The organism is Streptomyces sp. RKAG290 (genome assembly GCF_023701695.1).
In the GTDB taxonomy this organism is placed as follows: Bacteria; Actinomycetota; Actinomycetes; order Streptomycetales; family Streptomycetaceae; genus Streptomyces.
Map to the genome: position 1 here is coordinate 1,548,815 of NZ_JAJOZC010000001.1, position 18,550 is coordinate 1,567,364.

At 71.3% G+C, this 18,550-nt stretch carries 10 protein-coding genes and 1 pseudogene; 3 read left to right on the plus strand and 8 right to left on the minus strand.

The genetic code is table 11. The features are described 5' to 3' along the window. Positions 1 to 97: 97 nt before the first annotated feature. The 5 genes and pseudogenes from ffh to LNW71_RS06620 form a co-directional block, all read right to left on the minus strand. Complete coding sequence (gene ffh / locus LNW71_RS06600; RefSeq protein ID WP_250967381.1) at positions 98 to 1,648, minus strand: signal recognition particle protein; 1,551 nt, start codon at positions 1,646 to 1,648, stop codon at positions 98 to 100. Between the two features lie 130 nt (positions 1,649 to 1,778). Further along, positions 1,779 to 4,231, minus strand: a pseudogene (locus tag LNW71_RS06605) ([protein-PII] uridylyltransferase). 31 nt (positions 4,232 to 4,262) lie between these two features. Next, complete coding sequence (locus tag LNW71_RS06610) at positions 4,263 to 4,601, minus strand: P-II family nitrogen regulator (RefSeq protein WP_136330688.1); 339 nt, start codon at positions 4,599 to 4,601, stop codon at positions 4,263 to 4,265. Further along, entirely contained in the window at positions 4,598 to 5,950 is a 1,353-nt protein-coding gene (locus LNW71_RS06615) for an ammonium transporter (RefSeq protein WP_250967382.1), read from the minus strand. Before LNW71_RS06615 ends, LNW71_RS06610 begins: the two co-directional genes overlap by 4 nt. Before the next feature lie 368 nt (positions 5,951 to 6,318). Next, entirely contained in the window at positions 6,319 to 7,794 is a 1,476-nt protein-coding gene (locus tag LNW71_RS06620; protein ID WP_250967383.1) for a hypothetical protein, read from the minus strand. Positions 7,795 to 8,217: 423 nt separating this feature from the next. Here LNW71_RS06620 and LNW71_RS06625 point away from each other — a divergent pair, with 423 nt between their 5' ends. After that, the gene (locus tag LNW71_RS06625) at positions 8,218 to 8,874 is read left to right on the plus strand and encodes a bifunctional DNA primase/polymerase (protein WP_250967384.1); all 657 of its coding nucleotides are present in this window, start codon (positions 8,218 to 8,220) and stop codon (positions 8,872 to 8,874) included. Positions 8,875 to 8,974: 100 nt separating this feature from the next. Here the strand turns inward: LNW71_RS06625 and ftsY are convergent, their stop codons facing one another. Beyond that, the gene (ftsY, locus tag LNW71_RS06630; protein ID WP_250967385.1) at positions 8,975 to 10,177 is read right to left on the minus strand and encodes a signal recognition particle-docking protein FtsY; all 1,203 of its coding nucleotides are present in this window, start codon (positions 10,175 to 10,177) and stop codon (positions 8,975 to 8,977) included. Between the two features lie 166 nt (positions 10,178 to 10,343). Between ftsY and LNW71_RS06635 the strand changes: the two genes are divergently transcribed. Continuing rightward, complete coding sequence (locus LNW71_RS06635) at positions 10,344 to 11,735, plus strand: cytosine permease (protein ID WP_250967386.1); 1,392 nt, start codon at positions 10,344 to 10,346, stop codon at positions 11,733 to 11,735. A gap of 61 nt (positions 11,736 to 11,796) precedes the next feature. Next, entirely contained in the window at positions 11,797 to 12,762 is a 966-nt protein-coding gene (locus LNW71_RS06640) for an LLM class flavin-dependent oxidoreductase (protein ID WP_250967387.1), read from the plus strand. Between the two features lie 69 nt (positions 12,763 to 12,831). On the opposite strand, the gene LNW71_RS06645 is transcribed toward LNW71_RS06640, so the two are convergent. After that, positions 12,832 to 14,250: a sugar porter family MFS transporter gene (locus tag LNW71_RS06645; RefSeq protein ID WP_250967388.1), complete on the minus strand. Its 1,419-nt coding sequence runs from the start codon at positions 14,248 to 14,250 to the stop codon at positions 12,832 to 12,834. Positions 14,251 to 14,458: 208 nt separating this feature from the next. Continuing rightward, positions 14,459 to 18,424 (minus strand): AAA family ATPase, encoded by a 3,966-nt coding sequence (locus tag LNW71_RS06650; RefSeq protein ID WP_250967389.1) that lies wholly within the window; start codon positions 18,422 to 18,424, stop codon positions 14,459 to 14,461. Positions 18,425 to 18,550: the final 126 nt, after the last annotated feature.

Below are 18,550 nucleotides of genomic sequence, written 5' to 3' on the forward strand. Positions count from 1 at the left end.
CCGATGGGCCCATGGAGGGACGCGGCCTCCCCCGCACACGCCCGAGGGGGCGCCCGCCGTGAAGCGGGCGCCCCCTCGGGGACGTAACTCGCGCTGCTCAGCCCATGAACTTCTTGAACTCGTCCGGCAGCTCGAAGTTCTGGTCCTCCTGGCCGGCCGGCAGACCGAGCGCGCCACCCTGCGCCGCCTGCTCGCGGCGGGCCGCCTCGGCCTGCTCCTCGGCCTTGCGCTTCATCGGGTTACCGCTCTTGCGCTTGCCCTTGGCCTGCTTGACCTGCTTCTTCTGCCGACCGGGGCCGCCACCCATGCCCGGCATCCCGGGCATTCCCGGCATGCCGCCGCCCTGCGCCATCTTCGACATCATCTTGCGTGCGTCGAAGAAGCGCTCGACCAGGTTCTTCACGGCGCTGACCTCGACACCGGAACCCTTGGCGATACGGGCCCGACGCGAGCCGTTGATGATCGTCGGCTCGGCGCGCTCCTTCGGGGTCATCGACTTGATGATCGCGGCGGTACGGTCCACGTCGCGCTCGTCGATGTTGCTGATCTGGTCCTTGATCTGCCCCATGCCCGGCAGCATCCCGAGCAGCTTGGAGATGGAGCCCATCTTGCGGACCTGCTCCATCTGGGACAGGAAGTCGTCGAGCGTGAAGTCCTTGCCCTTGCTGGACGCCAGCTTGGAGGCCATCTTGGCGGCCTCGTCCTGGCTGAAGGTCTTCTCCGCCTGCTCGATCAGGGTGAGCAGGTCACCCATGTCGAGAATCCGGGACGCCATGCGGTCCGGGTGGAAGGCGTCGAAGTCCTCGAGCTTCTCGCCGTTCGACGCGAAGATGATCTGCTTGCCCGTGACGTGGGCGATCGACAGGGCCGCACCACCGCGGGCGTCACCGTCGAGCTTGGAGAGCACCACACCGTCGAAGCCGACGCCGTCGCGGAAGGCCTCGGCGGTGTTGACCGCGTCCTGGCCGATCATCGCGTCCACGACGAAGAGGATCTCGTCGGGGCTGACGGCGTCGCGGATGTCCGCGGCCTGCTGCATCAGCTCCTGGTCGATACCGAGGCGGCCGGCCGTGTCGACGACGACCACGTCGTACTGCTTGGCCCTGGCGTGCTCGATCGAGTCCTTGGCGACCTTGACCGGGTCACCGACGCCGTTGCCGGGCTCCGGCGCGTACACCGCGACGCCGGCGCGGTCGGCGACGACGCTCAGCTGGTTGACGGCGTTCGGGCGCTGGAGGTCACAGGCGACGAGAAGCGGGGAGTGGCCCTGGGCCTTGAGCCAGAGGCCGAGCTTTCCGGCGAGGGTCGTCTTACCGGCACCCTGGAGACCGGCGAGCATGATCACGGTGGGCGGGTTCTTGGCGAACCGCAGCCGCCGGGTCTCGCCACCGAGGATGGAGACGAGCTCCTCGTTGACGATCTTGATCATCTGCTGCGCCGGGTTCAGCGCCTGGGAGACCTCGACGCCGCGCGCCCGCTCCTTGACGTTGGCGATGAAGGACCGGACGACGGGCAGCGCGACATCGGCTTCGAGGAGGGCGATACGGATCTCGCGAGCCGTGGCATCGATGTCCGCCTCGGACAAGCGGCCCTTGCCCCTGAGGTTCTTGAAAGTCGCGGCAAGGCGGTCGGAGAGAGTATCGAACACGGCGCTCGTCGGTCCTCAGGGTCGGGGGCGGGGGCAGGTAGTCGTCCCCAGGGTATCCGGACGCCGGGGAACGCAAAGCCCTCGCCCGGTTCTCGTGACGGACGAGGGCAACCTCACGTCTCTGTGACGCTCAGCCGAGCGCCTTCTCGACCTCCCGGGCGAGCTCCCCGGCCCGGGCCGCGGACAGCGGATCGCCGTCCGTGTCCGTGACGTAGAAGGCGTCCACCGCGTTGGCCCCCAGCGTCGACACGTGTGCGCTGCGGACCCGGACGGCGCTCTGTTCGAGCGCCCGGCCGATCCGGTGCAGCAGCCCGGGGGCGTCCTGGGCGCGCACCTCGATCACCGTGGCCAGCTGCGAGCCGGCCGCCGCGACCGTGACCCTCGGCGGCGGCGCCTTCACCCCGCGGCGTCGCGGGTACGCCGCCTCGCGCTCGGCCAGCCTGGCCCGGATGTCCAGCGAGCCGTCCAGCGCGCGTACGAGATCGGCGCGCAGCCGGGCGGCCTGCGGCAGGGACCCGTACTCGGCCGCGACCCGCCAGCTGAGCAGCAGCAGGTCCGCGGAGTCGCCCATCTCGGTGGGCAGCTCGACGGCCCGCAGGTCCGCGGCGCGGACGGTGAGGCGGTGCAGGGCGAGGACGCCGGCCGCGGCGGGAAGGACCCCGGGCCGGTCCGGGAGGGCGATGAGGAGTTCGACGCCGACGGGTTCGGGTGCGCCGTCCTCGTCCGGGGTCTCGGTCTGGGCGTGCAGGGAGAGGACCGGTTCCCCGGTGCGCAGCGCCTCCACGGCCAGGCGCTCCTGTTCGGCGCTGGGCGCCGCTTCCTCGGGCTCCTCGGGTGCCTCGCCGGCGAGGACCGCGGCGACGCGCCTGACCAGGTCGGTGACGAGGGAGGCGCGCCAGGTGGACCATGCGGCGGGCCCGGTGGCGAGCGCGTCGGCCTCGGTGAGTGCGTGCAGGAGTTCCAGCGTGGAGGCGGTGCCGACCGCGTCGGCGACGGAGCGGACGGTCGCCGGGTCGTCGAGGTCGCGGCGGGTGGCGGTCTCGATGAGCATCAGGTGGTGGCGCACGAGGGTGGCGATGACGCCCACGTCGTGCTGGTCGAAGCCGATCCGGGCGGCCATGTCGCGGGCGATGACCTCGCCGGCGACGGAGTGGTCACCGGGCCAGCCCTTGCCGATGTCGTGCAGCAGCGCGGCGACGAGCAGCAGGTCGGGCCGGCCGACCCGGCGGGTGAGGGAGGAGGCGCGGACGGCCGTCTCGACGAGGTGGCGGTCCACCGTCCAGGTGTGGACGGGGTTGCGCTGCGGCCGGCAGTGGACCCGTTCCCAGTCGGGGAGGAGCCGGGTGATCAGCCCTCGGCCTCCAGGGCCTCCCACACGGGGACGGTGGCCTCGCCCGCGCCGAGGAGGGTGACGAGTTCCTCCCGGGCCTCGGCCGGCCAGGGCACCGGCAGCGGCTTGGCCGCGGTGGCGAGGTGGCGTACGACGTGGCGGGAGAGCGGGAGTTCGGACTGGGCGGCCGCGGCGGCGGCACGCAGGACGAGCACCGGGTCCCGCTCCGGCCGGGCGGTGCGGGCGAGGACGACTTCGCCGTCGGCCTCGACGACGCCGTCGGCGAGCGGGCTGCGGTCGGTGGCCGGGGCACGGCCGCCGCCCAGCATGGCGCGCAGCCGGGGCCGGACCGAGCGGGCCCGGAGCACCCGGTTGACCTCGCGCCAGGTGACGTCGGTGGCGTACGAGACGGTGCGGGCGGCCTCGTACACCTGGCGCAGCAGTGCGTCGGCGTCCAGGAGTCCGAGTGCGCCGGCGACCTGGTCCTGTTCCTGGAGGGCGAGGCGGTCGGTGGCGCGGCCGGTGGTGAGGTGGAGGGCGTCGCGGGTGTCGAGCAGGACGCGGCGGGCTTCGGCGAGCCCCTCCCGGGGTGCGTCGGCGACCCAGGACGCGGCCACGGCGCGCAGGGCGGTGGCGTCGCGCAGCCCGCCGCGGGCCTCCTTGAGGTCGGGTTCCAGGAGGAACTGGAGCTCGCCCTGCCGTTCGGCCCGTTCGCGGCACAGCTCGTCGAGCGCGGGCAGGCGCTTGGGGGCCTGGTTGCGCCAGTCGGCGAGGATCGCGGTGCGCAGGGAGGCGACGAGGCCGAGGTTCCCGGCGACCGGCCGGGCGTCGAGCAGCCCGAGCTGGACCTTGAGGTCCTCGCCGGCCGTCTTGCGGGCTTCGGCGGGAGTGCGTACCGAGTGGTCGAGGGCGAGCCCGAGGTCCCAGACGGGGTACCAGACGCGGTCGGCGAGGGCGGCCACGGCAGCCGCGTCGGCGGTGCCGTCGTGCAGGAGCACGAGGTCGAGGTCGCTGCGCGGGGAGAGTTCGCCGCGGCCGTAGCCGCCGACGGCGACGAGTGCGGCGCCGCGGACACCCGCGTGTTCGGCCGCGGCGGTGAAGAGGGCGGTCAGCCACTCGTCGGTGAGCGAGGCGAGGGCCGCACGGCGCGGCGGCCCGGACTGCGCCTTCTCCTGGAGAAGGCGCAGCCGGGCCGCCGCATAGCCGCTGGGTCCCGAGTCCTCGGATCCGGTGGTCACTTCGGTACTCGTCACCCAGCTGCCTTTCCGTTTACGGAACCGTCGGTCAGAGTGCGTCCGGGCCGCGTTCACCGGTGCGGACCCGGATCGCGGTCTCCACCGGCACGCTCCACACCTTGCCGTCACCGATCTTGCCGGTCCGGGCGGCCTTGACCACCACGTCGATGAGCTGTTCGGAGTCCTCGTCCTCGACGAGCACCTCGATGCGGATCTTCGGGACGAGGTCGACGGTGTACTCGGCGCCCCGGTAGACCTCGGTGTGGCCGCGCTGACGCCCGTAGCCGCTGGCTTCCGTGACCGTGAGGCCCTGGACGCCGAAGGCCTGGAGGGCCTCCTTGATCTCGTCAAGCCGGTGGGGCTTCACGACTGCGGTGATGAGCTTCATGCGTCCACCTTCTTGTTCGTCGGGGTTCCCGTGGTGCCGGGGGCGGGCGGCGTGGGCCGTGTGGACAGGCCACCGCCCGCACCGCTGAAGTCGTACGCGGTCTCGGCGTGCTCGACCTGGTCGATGCCGGAGACCTCGTCGTCCTCGGTGACCCGCATCCCGATCGTCTTGTCGAGCAGGAAGGCGAGGATCGCGGAGACGACCAGAGAGTACGCGAGGACGGCGAAGACACCGACGGCCTGCTTGCCGAGCTGGTCGAGTCCGCCGCCGTAGAAGAGGCCCTTGGCGTCGGACTGGACTCCGCCGGTGGCGAAGAGTCCGATGAGCAGGGAGCCCGCCACACCGCCGACGAGGTGGACACCGACGACGTCCAGGGAGTCGTCGTAGCCGAACCGGTACTTCAGGCCGACCGCCATGGCGCACAGCACACCGGCGATGGCACCGACCGCGATGGCGCCCAGGGGGCTGATCGCGCCGCCGGACGGGGTGATGGCGACGAGGCCCGCGACCGCGCCGGAAGCCGCGCCGAGGGTGGTGAAGGAGCCGTGGCGGAGCTTCTCGTAGCCGAGCCAGGCGAGCATCGCGGCCGCCGTGGCGACCTGCGTGTTGACGAACATGACCGCGCCGACGCCGTCGTCGTTGCCGAGCCAGGAGCCCGCGTTGAAGCCGAACCAGCCGAACCAGAGGAGACCGGCGCCGAGCATGACGAGCGGCAGGCTGTGCGGCCGCATCGGGTCCTTCTTGAAGCCGACCCGCTTGCCGATGACGAGGATCACGCCGAGCGCCGCCGCACCGGCGTTGATGTGCACGGCCGTACCGCCGGCGAAGTCGATGACGCCGAGCTCGAAGAGCCAGCCGCCCGCGCCCCAGACCCAGTGGGCGACGGGGAAGTAGACGACGGTGACCCAGAGGGTGATGAAGAGCGCCCAGGAGGTGAACTTGACCCGGTCGGCGAGCGCACCGCTGATCAGGGCCGGCGTGATGATGGCGAACATCAGCTGGAAGACGGCGAAGACGTAGACCGGGATGGTGTAGCCGTCCCAGAGCTCTGTGACGCCGATCCCGCTGAAGCCGGCGAAGTCCGAGGTCCAGCCGATGAAGGACCCCACGTCGTTACCGAAGGCAAGGCTGAATCCGTACAGCACCCACAGGATCGTGACGATCCCGAGGCTGATGAAACTCATCATCAGCATGTTGAGGGTGCTCTTGACGCGGACCATGCCTCCGTAGAAGAAGGCCAGGGCCGGAGTCATGATCATCACCAGGGCCGAGCAGATGAGCATGAACCCGGTATTGGCGGCAGACAGCGTCGGGGCGTCTGCTGCAAGCGTCGTGATGCCTGGGGGCATCGGCGTCTCCTCGTCGTCGGTGCGGCCGCGTGCGGGCGATGGGGGCACAACCACGTGCGGGACCACTGGGGAAAAGGTGCGGGCCGGTTATGCGCCATGAGATTCGCCCAGTGCCGTTTCCGCCGATGCCGCACGATGTTTCGCCGCAGTGACGAAGGGGAGCGACGTGTTACGTCCCATGAACCGCCCGTGCCGCATCCGCGCTCGGGCCTACTCTGCGGCCGGAGCCGCATACGGTGCGGTTACGACGCTCCGGTACGGGCACGACCACACGAACCGGCCACGGCGACCACCCGCTGACCTGGCAATCGGGGGAGCCGAAGTCGGTCCTTGCGGGGTGGCCGTCGTGGCCGGGGCCTGGGTGCCGCTCAGACCGCTTCGGCGGTCTCGGGCAGTTGTTCGGTGAGGAGATCGGTGAGCCGGGCGACCTCGGGAATGTCCCCGAAGTCCCTGGCCGCGGTGTCGACCGTCTTGCGCAGCCGGGTGTTGACGCGCTCGGAGCGGACCTTCTTGGCGACGCGCAGCGCCTTCTCGGCCAGCACGGTGGACTGCTCGGGCTCGCGCTTGAGGAGGTGGACGGTGGCGAGGCCGATCAGGTTGAGGGCGTACGACCGCTGGTGCTCGTCGTCCTCGCCGAAGAGCTGGACCGCCTTGTCCATGACGGGTTCGGCGAGCGAGGCGTACGTGGGGCTGCGGCCGGCCACATAGGCCAGGTCACGGTAGGAGTGGGAGTTCTCGCCGTTGAGCTCGGCCTCGGAGAAGAAGCGGATCCAGTCGGGCTCGGGCTCGCCGTCGATACCGGCGTCCAGGAAGGTGTCCTCGGCCATGCGGACGGCTCGTTTGCACTTGCTCGGCTGGCCCATGTTGGCGTAGGCGCGGGCCTCCATCGCATACAGCATGGCCTGGGTCCGGGCGGTGGCGCACTCCCGGCTGCCGTACTGCGCGAGGTGGATCAGTTCGAGGGCATCCTCGGGGCGGCCGAGGTGGATCATCTGCCGGCTCATGCTGGACAGCACGTACGAGCCCAGCGGCTTGTCGCCGGCCTCCTTGGAGGCGTGCAGCGCGAGGACGAAGTACTTCTGGGCGGTGGGCTGAAGGCCTACGTCGTAGCTCATCCAGCCTGCCAGCTCGGCCAGTTCGGCAGCGCAGCGGAACAGCCGCTTGGCGGTGGCGGCCGGCTGCGGTTCCTGCAGCAGGTCGGTGACCTCGTGGAGCTGGCCGACGACGGCCTTGCGGCGCAGTCCCCCGCCGCACTGCGCGTCCCACTGACGGAACATCGCGGTGGTGGATTCCAGCAGGTCGAGCTCGGGGCCGGAGAGCCGGGAGGGGCGGCGGTCGGCGGCGGCCGACTCCGGCTCCGCGGCTCCGGCGGACACGACGGGCACCAGCCAGCGCTGCATGGGCTCGATGAGGGCGGGGCCGGCGGCGAGGGCGAGCGAGCTGCCGAGGAACCCGCGGCGGGCGAGCATCAGGTCGCTGCGGGAGAACTCGCTGAGCAGGGCGACGGTCTGCGGTCCGGCCCAGGGCAGATCGACGCCGGCCACCGACGGTGCCTGGTGCGCGGCGCGCAGCCCCAGGTCCTCCACGGCGACGACGGTGCCGAAGCGCTCCGAGAAGAGTTCGGACAGGATGCGCGGGATCGGTTCGCGCGGCTGCTCACCGTCGAGCCAGCGCCGCACCCGGGAGGTGTCGGTGCTGATGTGGTGGGCGCCCATCTGCCGTGCCCTGCGGTTCACCTGCCGTGCCAGCTCGCCTTTCGACCAGCCGCTGCGCATGAACCATGATCCCAATTGCCCGTTCGGGCGCTTACCGGCATTCGCCTCGCCCGCGCCGCTGCCACTCACTGGAACGCCCCCATCCCGCCGAATACTGTCGCCGCGAACCACTATCAGAATGCCGTGAACAGATGCTGCCCGTACGAAGGTTGGACACCATCGAACAGAAAATCGGGTTGCCTCCGGCATACCCATGGGCGCACATACTTCCACGCTTCGTGTACCGACGGTAATCCTACGATCACCCCCTCGGGAGGGTGATTGGAGAAACGCCACCATTCGCCACCCCTTCGGATGAACGCCACCGCGGCCGGGCGCGATTCACTTGACAGACAGCGATCAGCGGTGGGCGCACAGGCGCATCCAGGGGCGCGCAGACGGCGTCCGACTCCCCGGGGCGCGCCCCGCACCCACCGGGGCCACTGGAAAGCGGAGGGTCACGATTGAACTCCGGTACGTAACCACCGGCGAGTTGGACCCGTTGGAGGGGGCATGGGCTTCACGATCGGCGGCATCCGCGAAAAGCGATCCGGCTCACGGCGCCGCGGCCGTGCGGCCGAGGGCACCGCGGTGGCCGAGTACACGGGACTGTGGGGCTGGGCCGTCACGCCCGGCGCACGGGCCTCGGACGGCAACTGCTCGTGCGGGGACGCCGGTTGCGTCTCTCCCGGCGCACATCCACTGGACTTCGCGGACGAGGTTCCCGCCGGGGCGACACTCCACACCGCCGCGCGGGCGTGGGCCGAGGTGCCGGGCGCCTCGATGCTGCTGCCGGTAGGCCGCAGCTTCGATGTGCTCGATGTCGCCGAACTGCCCGGACGCCGGGCACTGGTGCGGATGGAGCGGATGGGCCTGCCACTGGGGCCGGTGGCGGTGACCCCGGCCGGCCGGGCGCAGTTCTTCGTCGCACCGGGCGCCGCCGCCGGGCTCCCCCAACTGCTGTACCGGATGGGCTGGGACGACGCGGACCTGGATCTGCGGGCTCTCGGCCCGGGCACCCACATCACCGCACCACCGTCGGACCAGGGCGGCCTCGGCCCGGTCCGCTGGCTCCGGCCGCCGGCCCTGGACACCGCGGCGGCGCCACCGGAGGCGCGGCTGCTGCTGGGCACACTGGCGTACATCTGCCACCGGGCGCCCTGCGGCTGAGCCGCCTGGGCTGCGCGACTGAAGCTGTGCGGCGGGACCTGACAGCGAAGAACCCGGCCGCAGGTGTCACGCGGCCGGGCTCTTCGCTGTCTGCGGGACTTCAGTCCCCGATCAGGGCGTCCACGAACGCCTCCGGTTCGAAGGGAGCCAGATCGTCCGGCCCCTCGCCGAGTCCGATCAGCTTCACCGGCACGCCCAGTTCACGCTGGACGGCGATGACGATGCCGCCCTTGGCGGTGCCGTCGAGCTTGGTGAGGACGATGCCGGTGATGTCGACGACCTCGGCGAACACCCGCGCCTGGACCAGGCCGTTCTGACCGGTGGTGGCGTCGAGGACGAGCAGGATCTCGTCGAGCGGGCCGTGCTTCTCGACCACCCGCTTGACCTTGCCGAGCTCGTCCATCAGGCCGGTCTTGGTGTGCAGCCGGCCCGCCGTGTCGATGAGCACGACGTCGGCGCCCTCGGCGATGCCTTCCTTCACCGCGTCGAAGGCGATCGACGCGGGGTCGCCGCCCTCGGGCCCGCGCACGGTGCGGGCGCCGACGCGCTCGCCCCAGGTCTGGAGCTGGTCGGCGGCGGCGGCCCGGAAGGTGTCGGCCGCGCCGAGCACGACGCTGCGGCCGTCGGCCACGAGCACCCGGGCAAGTTTGCCGGTGGTGGTGGTCTTGCCGGTGCCGTTGACACCGACGACCATCACGACGCCGGGGGTGTCGACGCCGCTCTCCGTCTTGACGGCGCGGTCGAAGTCGGTGCCCAGCAGGGTGAGGAGCTCCTCCCGCAGCAGCGAGCGCAGCTCGTCGGGCGTACGGGTGCCGAGGACACGGACGCGCTCACGGAGCCGCGCCACCAGTTCCTGGGTGGGTGCGACGCCCACGTCGGCGGTGAGGAGGGTGTCCTCGATCTCCTCCCAGGTGTCCTCGTCGAGGTTGTCCCGGGACAGGAGCGTGAGCAGCCCCTTGCCCAGGGAGTTCTGCGAGCGGGCGAGCCGGGCCCGCAGCCGTACGAGACGGCCGGCGGTGGGCTCGGGGACGTCGAGCGCGGGGGCTTCGGGTGCGACGGTCTCCGGAGCCTGTCCGGGGGCGGCCTCGGCAGGCGGAAGCCCGACGTCCTCGATGGTGCGGCGCGAATCGTCGCGCGGCGTCTCGGCCTCCTCGCCGACATGGGGCTCGGCGGGAGGAGTGATGGTCGGCGTGCTCGACGGTGCCGGGGGCAGCTGCTTCTTCTTGCGGCTGCTGACCACGAGCCCGCTGATCACGCCGACCGCGACCAGGGCGATGACTACAGCAAGGATGACGAATTCCATAACCCACCCAGTATCGGTCACGTGCGGGGACAAACGGGGAATGCGCGAGCCCGTAGGGGGACGAGTGCCCGCGATCGCCCCGCGGGAACGGGGGCGGGCGGGCGGCGCCCCCGTGAATCCACCGAGGCGTTACGCCCGGTATGACGGTAAAGGTACGATCTTGGCCGTGGAGACCCGTGGCCTGGACCCCGTGCCCGACAGCGAGCGCACCGGCCGGGTCCGGAGCCTCTTCCCCACCTGGATCGCGGCCAACATGACCGTGCTCCTGCTCACCATGGGCGCGGGGCTCATCGTCTTCAACGCGCTGAACTTCTGGCAGGTGCTGGTCGTCGCGGTGGCCACGCCCGTCGTCTCGTTCGGAATGGTCGGGCTGATCTCGATCGCGGGCAGACGCGGTGGCGCGCCCGGCATGGCGCTCTCCCGGGCCGTCTTCGGGCAGCGCGGCAACCTCGCGCCCGGTGCGCTGATCTGGGTCGCCCGCTGGGGCTGGGAGACGGCCAACGCGGTCACCGGCGCCTACGCCGTGCTGGCCGTGCTCGATCTGCTCTTCGACATCCGGACCACCTCGACCCTGATCATGGTGACCCTGCAGGCTTTCGTGGCGGCCAGCTTCCTGCTGTCGGGGCTCGGCGTGCGGGCACTGCGGGTGTGCTGCACCTGGTCCGCCTGCCTCTTCGGCGGGTTCAGCGTCCTCGTGCTGGTGCGTCTGGCCGCCGCGACGCCGTGGCGGGCCGTCCTGGACCTGCCCGCCGGACCTACGTCGATGATGATCGCGGGCATCGGCACGCTGGCGGCCGGCGGCCTCAGCTGGGCCCCCTCGGGCCCGGACTTCACCCGCTACCTGCCGCGCACCGCGTCCGGGCGGGCGATGGTCGCGGCGACCGTGGGCGGCGCGGGAATCGTGTTTCTGCCGATGGTGCTGATGGGTGCGGTGATGGCGGTCGGTACGCCGGGACTGGCCGTCACCGACGATCCGGTCTCGTTCATCGGCGTCCTGCTGCCCGGCTGGATCTCGGTGCCGTATCTGATCGTCGCCGTCCTCGGGATGGTCCTGATCAACGCGATGTCGATGTACTCGGCGGGATTCACCGCGCAGACCCTGGGATTCAGGGTCCCGCGGGCCTGGGCGGTCGGGATCAATGCGGCGATCAGTCTGCTCCTGGGGTCGCTGCTGATGATGGTGGCGAGCAGTTTCATCGATTCGTTCGTCTCCTTCCTCAACCTGCTCGCGGTGACGTTCTCGGCCTGGATCGGTGTCTTCGGCGTGGACCAGTTACGGGGGCGCACCTACGATCCGGTGGCACTCATGGACACCACCCCCACCAGCGCCTACTGGTACGCGGGTGGGTTCGCGTGGCCGGCGGTGGCGGCCTGGGCCGCGGGACTGGCGGTGGGGCTGCTCTTCACCGGCGTGGAGTGGTTCACCGGTCCGCTCGCCACCACCTGGATCGGGCGGAGCGGCCTCGGCTGGGCCGTCACGATCGTCGTCTCGGGCGGCCTGTACGCGGCACTGCCGCGTCCCGGGGCGCGACGGGGTGCCGCACCCCTACACTTCTGACGCTTCGTCAGCTACTGTCCGGGCCGCCCAGCCCAGCCCTCCCGGCGAAGGGGACAGTGTCATGGCCTTCACAGTCGTCCGGTTCAACCTCGTCGATCCCGACGCCACGCCCGGATCCCTCTCGGCCCGCTACCGCGCGGCGCTGGACATGACCGCGTACGCCGACGAGCACGGCGTCGACACCGTGCAGACCGAGGAGCACCACGGCGCCGCCAACTCCTGGCTGCCCTCGCCCTTCGTCTTCGCCGGCGCCGTCTTCGGCGCCACCCGGCGGATCGCGGTCACGGTCTCCGCGGTCATCGGTCCGCTGCACGACCCGCTGCGGCTGGCCGAGGACATCGCGGTGCTCGACCTGCTGAGCGCCGGCCGGCTGGTCACGGTCGCCGGGATCGGCTACCGGCCGCAGGAGTACGAGCGGGCGGGCGTCGAATGGGGCAGGCGCGGCCGCCTCCAGGACGAACTGCTGGAGACGCTGCTGCGGGCGTGGACCGGCGAGCCGTTCGAGTTCCGCGGCCGTACGGTCACGGTCACCCCTCGTCCGTACACCCGTCCGCACCCGCTGCTGCTGGTGGGCGGCAGCTCCCGGGCAGCGGCACGGCGGGCGGCCCGGCTGGGGCTGCCGCTGTTCCCGAGCGCGCATCTGCCGGAGCTGGAGGCGTACTACCACGAGCAGCGCGCGGAGCACGGAACGGAGGGATTCTGCATGATGCCCGCGGCCGAGACACCGCTGCTGCACGTCTCCGAGGACCCGGACCGGACGTGGGCCGAGTACGGGGAGCACTTCCTGCACGAGGCGCGCACGTACGCCTCCTGGCAGTCCAAGGACATCCGCTCGGCCGTGCGCTCGGCGGCGACGACGGTGGCGGAGCTCCGCGACGAGGGCGTCTACCGGATCGTCACGCCGAAGGCGTGTGCGGAGTTGGGCCGGGAGCTGGACAGCCTGGTGCTGCATCCGCTGTGCGGCGGGATGCCGGTCGAGGAGGGGTGGCGCAGCCTGCGTCTGTTCTGCGAGGCGACCGGGGCCTGAACGGCGTACGGCCCCGGCTCGCGGGCGCGAGCCGGGGCCGTACGTTAACGAGGAGCGGGGCAGCGGGGATCAGCCCATCTCCTCCAGCGCCTTGCCCTTGGTCTCCTTCACGAACTTGATGACGAAGGGGATCGAGAGCGTGGCGAAGCATGCGTAGATGATGTACGTGCCCGACAGGTTCCAGTCGGCGAGGCTCGGGAAGCTCGCGGTGATCGCCCAGTTGGCGATCCACTGGGCCGAGGCGGCGACGCCGAGCGCGGCGGCGCGGATCCGGTTCGGGAACATCTCGCCGAGGAAGACCCAGACCACGACACCCCACGACAGGGCGAAGAAGAGCACGAAGACGTGGGCGGCGATCAGGGCCACCATGCCCTGGGTGTCGGGGAGTTTGCCGTCGACCAGGTCGGCGGAGAAGGCCCACGCCTCGAAGGCGAGGGCGACGGCCATGCCGCAGGAGCCGACGAGGGCCAGCGGCCGGCGGCCCACCCGGTCCACCAGCACCATCGCGATCACCGTACCGATGATGTTGACGATGGAAGTGGTGAAGGAGTAGAAGAACGAGCTGCTCGGGTCGATGCCGACGGACTGCCAGAGCGTCGCCGAGTAGTAGAACGCCACGTTGATGCCGACGAGCTGCTGGAACACCGACAGGCCGATACCGACCCAGACGATGGGCAGGAAGCCGAAGCGGCTGCCCAGCAGGTCCTTGAAGGTCGACTTGTGCTCGCGGTGCATCGCGGTCTCGATCTCGGTCACCCGGGCGTCGAGGTCGACGTCCTTGCCCTCGACCTCGGACAGGATCTTGCGTGCCCGTTCCTTCTTGCCGACCGAGATCAGAAAGCGCGGCGACTCGGGGATCGCGAAGGACAGCAGGCCGTACAGGACCGCGGGCACGACCATCACACCGAGCATCCACTGCCAGGCTTCGAGGCCGCCGATCTTGCCGCGCTGGTCACCGTCGGCGATCTGCAGGATGCCGTAGTTGACCAGCTGGGAGATGGCGATGCCGATGACGATCGCCGCCTGCTGGAAGGAGCCGAGCCGGCCGCGGTAGGCGGGCGGCGAGACCTCCGCGATGTACGCCGGGCCGATCACCGAGGCCATACCGATGGCGAAGCCGCCGATGATGCGCCACATCGCCAGGTCCCAGAGCGCGAACGGGAGCGCGGAACCGACGGCACTGATGGTGAAGAGGACCGAGGCGATCTGCATGCAGCGGATACGGCCGATGCGGTCCGCGATACGGCCCGCGGTGGCCGCGCCGATCGCACAGCCGATCAACGCGATGGCGATGACCTGGGCGAGCGTGCCGGAGCCGATGTCGTACCGGCTGCGGATCGCTTCGACCGCTCCGTTGATCACGGAACTGTCGTATCCGAAGAGGAAGCCACCCATCGCAGCGGCTGCCGTAATGAAGATGACATGGCCGAGGTGGTCCGGGTGGGCCGTTCGGGCTCCGGACTCTGGTCCCTGCGATGTGCTGGTCACGTGAACTCCTGGTGCCTGGCCGCAACGCAGGCGTGGGGGGTGAGCTGTTCCCAGTGGCGCATAAGTTCAGCTCTGCCACCACTTGAAGGTAAAAACGACGTTACAGAGACTATGCGTTCAAGTTTTGAAGTCAAGAGTGGGGTCACGGCAGACTTCTACCCAGGAGCACCCAAAAGGTACGTTGAATTCTTGAAGGTTGGGTAAAGGCTCAGCGGAGACGTTGACTGATGACCTTGGAGACCCCGTCGCCCTGCATCGAGACTCCGTAGAGCGCGTCGGCGACCTCCATCGTCCGCTTCTGGTGAGTGATCACGATCAGCTGGGAGCTCTCCTGGAGCTCCTCCATGATCCGGATCAGCCGCTGCAGGTTGGTGTCGTCGAGCGCGGCCTCGACCTCGTCCATCACATAGAACGGGCTCGGCCTGGCCTTGAAGATCGCGACCAGCAACGCCACTGCCGTCAGCGAGCGTTCGCCGCCGGACAGCAGGGACAGCCGCTTGACCTTCTTGCCGGGCGGCCGGGCCTCGACGTCCACGCCGGTCGCGAGCATGTTGTCCGGATCGGTCAGGATGAGCCGCCCCTCACCGCCCGGGAAGAGGCGCGAGAAGACGCCCTCGAACTCGCGGGCCGTGTCCCGGTAGGCCTCGGTGAAGACCTGCTCGACGCGCTCGTCGACCTCCTTGATGACCTGCATCAGGTCGGCCCGGGTCTTCTTCAGGTCCTCCAGCTGCTCGGAGAGGAATTTGTGCCGCTCCTCCAGCGCCGAGAACTCCTCGAGGGCCAGCGGATTCACCTTCCCGAGTTGCTGGTACGCCCGTTCGGCCGACTTCAGCCGCTTCTCCTGCTCGGCCCTGACGAACGGCTTCGGCTGGTTGCGCGGGTGCTCCGGATCCTCCGGCAGCTCCTCGCCCTCGGCGGCCGGGGACGGCGGCACGAGCTGGTCGGGCCCGTACTCCGCGGCCAGGCCGGCCGGCTCCACGCCCAGCTCCTCCAGCGCCTTCGCCTCAAGCTGTTCTATCCGCAGCCGCTTCTCGGCGCCGAGCACCTCTCCCCGGTGGACCGAGTCCGTCAGCTTGTCGAGCTCGCCCTTGAGTTCGCGGCCCTGCTGCCGCTCGGCCGCCAGCTCCCGCTCCCGCTCGGCCTTCGATGCCTCGGCGGCCACCCGTTCCTGTTCCGCCCGCAGGACGGACACCTCGACGTGGGCGAGCAGCTGACGGGCGCCGGATGCCACGGCGGAGGCCACCTCGGCCTCGTGCCGCAGCCGGGCCCTGCGCTGCTCGACGCGGGCACGGGCCTCCCGTTCGGCGCGGGCACCGCGGTCGAGCGAGTCGGCGCGTCCGGCCAGCGCCTTGACCCGTTCCTCATGGGTACGGACCTGGAGGCGGGCCTCCATCTCGGTCTGGCGGGCGTTGGCGCCGTCGGCGGCGAGCCGGTCGCGCACGGCGGTGTCCGGTTCCTCGTCCGCACCGTCCCCGGACGCCTCCTCGGCGACGAGCAGCCGCTCGGCCAGCTCCTCCGCCTCCTGCGTCGCCCGCTCCAGCGCCTCCTGGGCGCGAGTGGCGGAGGCGGCCATCCGCTCGGCCTCACCCACCGCGCCGCGCGCCTGACCCGCCAGCCGCCCGAGCTGCTGGGCCACGCCGGACTTCTCCCGCTCGGCGGCCCGGCGCCGCTCCCCCAGCTCCTCGACGAGCGCCGCGGCGGTCCCGCGGCGCTGCGTCTCGATCCGCTGGACCTCTGCCAGCTCCGTGCACCGCACCGCCAGTTCGGCCAGCTCGGCAGCCGCCTCGTCGACGGACGCCTGGACCTCGAGGAGGGTGGGCGCCCCCGCCGAACCGCCGTGCGCGAAGTGCGCCGACAGGACGTCCCCCTCGCCGGTCACCGCCGTCAGCTCCGGGTGGGCGGCAACCAGGTCCTCGGCATCCTCCAGCGTCCCGACGACCACCATGTCCCGTACCAGCCTGCGCACCGCGGCCATCAGTTCGACGGGGCCGCCGACGAGGTCGGCGACGGCCGGGGCGCCGCGGCCGTCCCACACCGGAACGGCCAGGTGTCCGGCCCCGTCCGCCCCGGCTCCGGCCCCGGCCGGCCCCTGCGGCACGAAGGCGGCCACCGCGGCCTGCGGCACGGCGGCCTGGTGTGCGGGTTCGATGCCCTGCCCGGGTTCGGTGCGCTGCGGCATCGCGGCCTGCTGCACGAGGCCCGCGCCTGGTGGTCCCGCGGCCCGCTGCCCGGATTCCGTGCCCGGTGGTACCGCGGCTTGCCGCACGGGTTCGGTGCCGTTCGGCATCACGGCCCGCTGCACGAGGTCCGTGCCCTGCCCGGGTACGTGGGCCTCCCCGCCGCGGACCGCGGAGTGCGGCTCGGACCCCTGACCCGGGACGTGGCCCGCCGCGTGAGCCCCGCCGGGCACCCCACGGTCCTCAACCCCGCCCGCGCCTGCGCCTGTACCTGCACCCGCGCCCGTGAGCAGCAGCGCGGCCCGTCCCGCGTCCAGTTTGCGCAGCAGCCGGATCGCCTCCGCAGCCGTGGCCGGGTCCGTCACCGCCACCGCGTCCGCCGCCGCGCCCAGTGCGGCGGCCACCGCGACCTCGTGCCCCGGGGCCACCGTGAGCAGTTCCGCCGCCGGCCCGAGCAGGCCCGCCAGCCGGTCCCGGGCACCGAGCAGCACCCCGGTGCCGTCCTTGCGGCGCAGCCCGAGGGCCAGCGCGTCATGGCGGGCCGAGACCGCCGCGCGCTTGCGTTCGGCGGTGGTGACGGCCTCCCGCGCCGCGGACAGCGCGCCCTCCGCCTCCTTCAGCTCGCGCCTGGCCGCCTCGTGCCGCTCGCCGAGCTCGGTGTCGCCGGCGTCCAGGCCGTCGACCTCGGCCTTGAGCTGCTCGTACTCCTCCTGGGCCACGACCGCCCGCTCCTGCGCCTCGTCGCGCGATGCGGCCAGCCGGTCGATCTCGGACTGCGCCGAACCGGCCCGGCTGCGGGCGGCGTTGACCTGGCCGGTCAGCCGGGCGAGCCCCTCGCGGCGGTCGGCGAGGGCGCGGGCCGCGTCCTTGAGCCTGCGTTCCTCGGCCGCCAACTCCCGTTCCAGATCGGCCCGGTGCGAGGCGGTGTCCTCCAGCGCGTGTTCCGCGGCCTCCAGCGCCGCGGTCAGCTCCGCCTCCTGCTCGCGGATCCGGGCCGCCTCGCGCTCCATGTCCTGCGGGTCGCGGCCACGCTGCTCCTCGACCGGCGGGGCGGTGGCGCTCTTCACCCGGGCGTCGGCCAGTGAGATCGTGCCGCGCACCCGCTCGGCCAGCTGGGACAGCTCGTACCAGGTCTGCTGGGCACGCTGGAGCCGCGGTGTCAGCCGCCGCACCTCGTCCTCGAGCTCGGCCTCGCGTGCCAGTGCAGCCTTGAGCTCGGCCTCGGCGCTCTCGCGGCGCTGCTTCAGCGCCGCCTCGTCGGCGATCTCGCCGCGCAGCGCGGTGTGCAGCCGCACCAGGTCGTCGGCGAGCAGCCGCAGCCGGGCGTCGCGCAGGTCGGCCTGGATGACCGCGGCCCGGCGGGCGACCGCGGCCTGCCGGCCGAGCGGCTTCAACTGCCGGCGCAACTCGTCGGTGAGGTCCTGGACGCGGGCCAGGTTCGCCCCCATCGCGTCCAGCTTCCGCAGCGCCTTCTCCTTGCGCTTGCGGTGCTTCAGTACGCCGGCGGCCTCCTCGATGAACGCGCGGCGCCCCATCGGATCGGCGTGGAGCACGGAGTCCAGCTGGCCCTGGCCGACGATGACATGCATCTCCCGGCCGATGCCGGAGTCCGAGAGGAGTTCCTGGATGTCCAGCAGCCGGCAGGTGTCGCCGTTGATCTGGTATTCGCTGCCGCCGTTGCGGAACATGATCCGGGTGATCGTCACCTCGGCGTATTCGATGGGCAGTGCGCCGTCGGAGTTGTCGATGGTCAGCGACACCTCCGCCCGTCCGAGCGGAGGCCGCCCGGTGGTGCCGGCGAAGATGACGTCCTCCATCTTGCCGCCGCGCAGGGATTTGGCGCCCTGTTCTCCCATGACCCAGGAGAGCGCGTCCACCACATTGGACTTGCCCGATCCATTGGGACCGACCACACACGTGATCCCGGGTTCGAACCGCAGGGTGGTGGCGGAGGCGAACGATTTGAAACCACGCAGGGTCAGGGCCTTGAGGTGCACGCCGCCGGACTCTACCTTTCGCTCTCGGTTTCGCTGATGAAGGTGCAGGGCACATCAGACGGTAAGGGAAGGGGTGTACGTCCGGGGCGGGACGGGCGGAGTCCGGAGGGGAAAAGAAAGAAGGGA

What these genes read in the sequence shown, in the direction of transcription:
- ftsY (WP_250967385.1), bottom strand. Translation starts at nt 10,177, where the DNA reads ATGGAATTCGTCATCCTTGCTGTAGTCATCGCCCTGGTCGCGGTCGGC.
- LNW71_RS06640 (WP_250967387.1), top strand. Translation starts at nt 11,797, where the DNA reads ATGGCCTTCACAGTCGTCCGGTTCAACCTCGTCGATCCCGACGCCACG.
- LNW71_RS06625 (WP_250967384.1), top strand. Translation starts at nt 8,218, where the DNA reads ATGGGCTTCACGATCGGCGGCATCCGCGAAAAGCGATCCGGCTCACGG.
- LNW71_RS06615 (WP_250967382.1), bottom strand. Translation starts at nt 5,950, where the DNA reads ATGCCCCCAGGCATCACGACGCTTGCAGCAGACGCCCCGACGCTGTCT.
- LNW71_RS06610 (WP_136330688.1), bottom strand. Translation starts at nt 4,601, where the DNA reads ATGAAGCTCATCACCGCAGTCGTGAAGCCCCACCGGCTTGACGAGATC.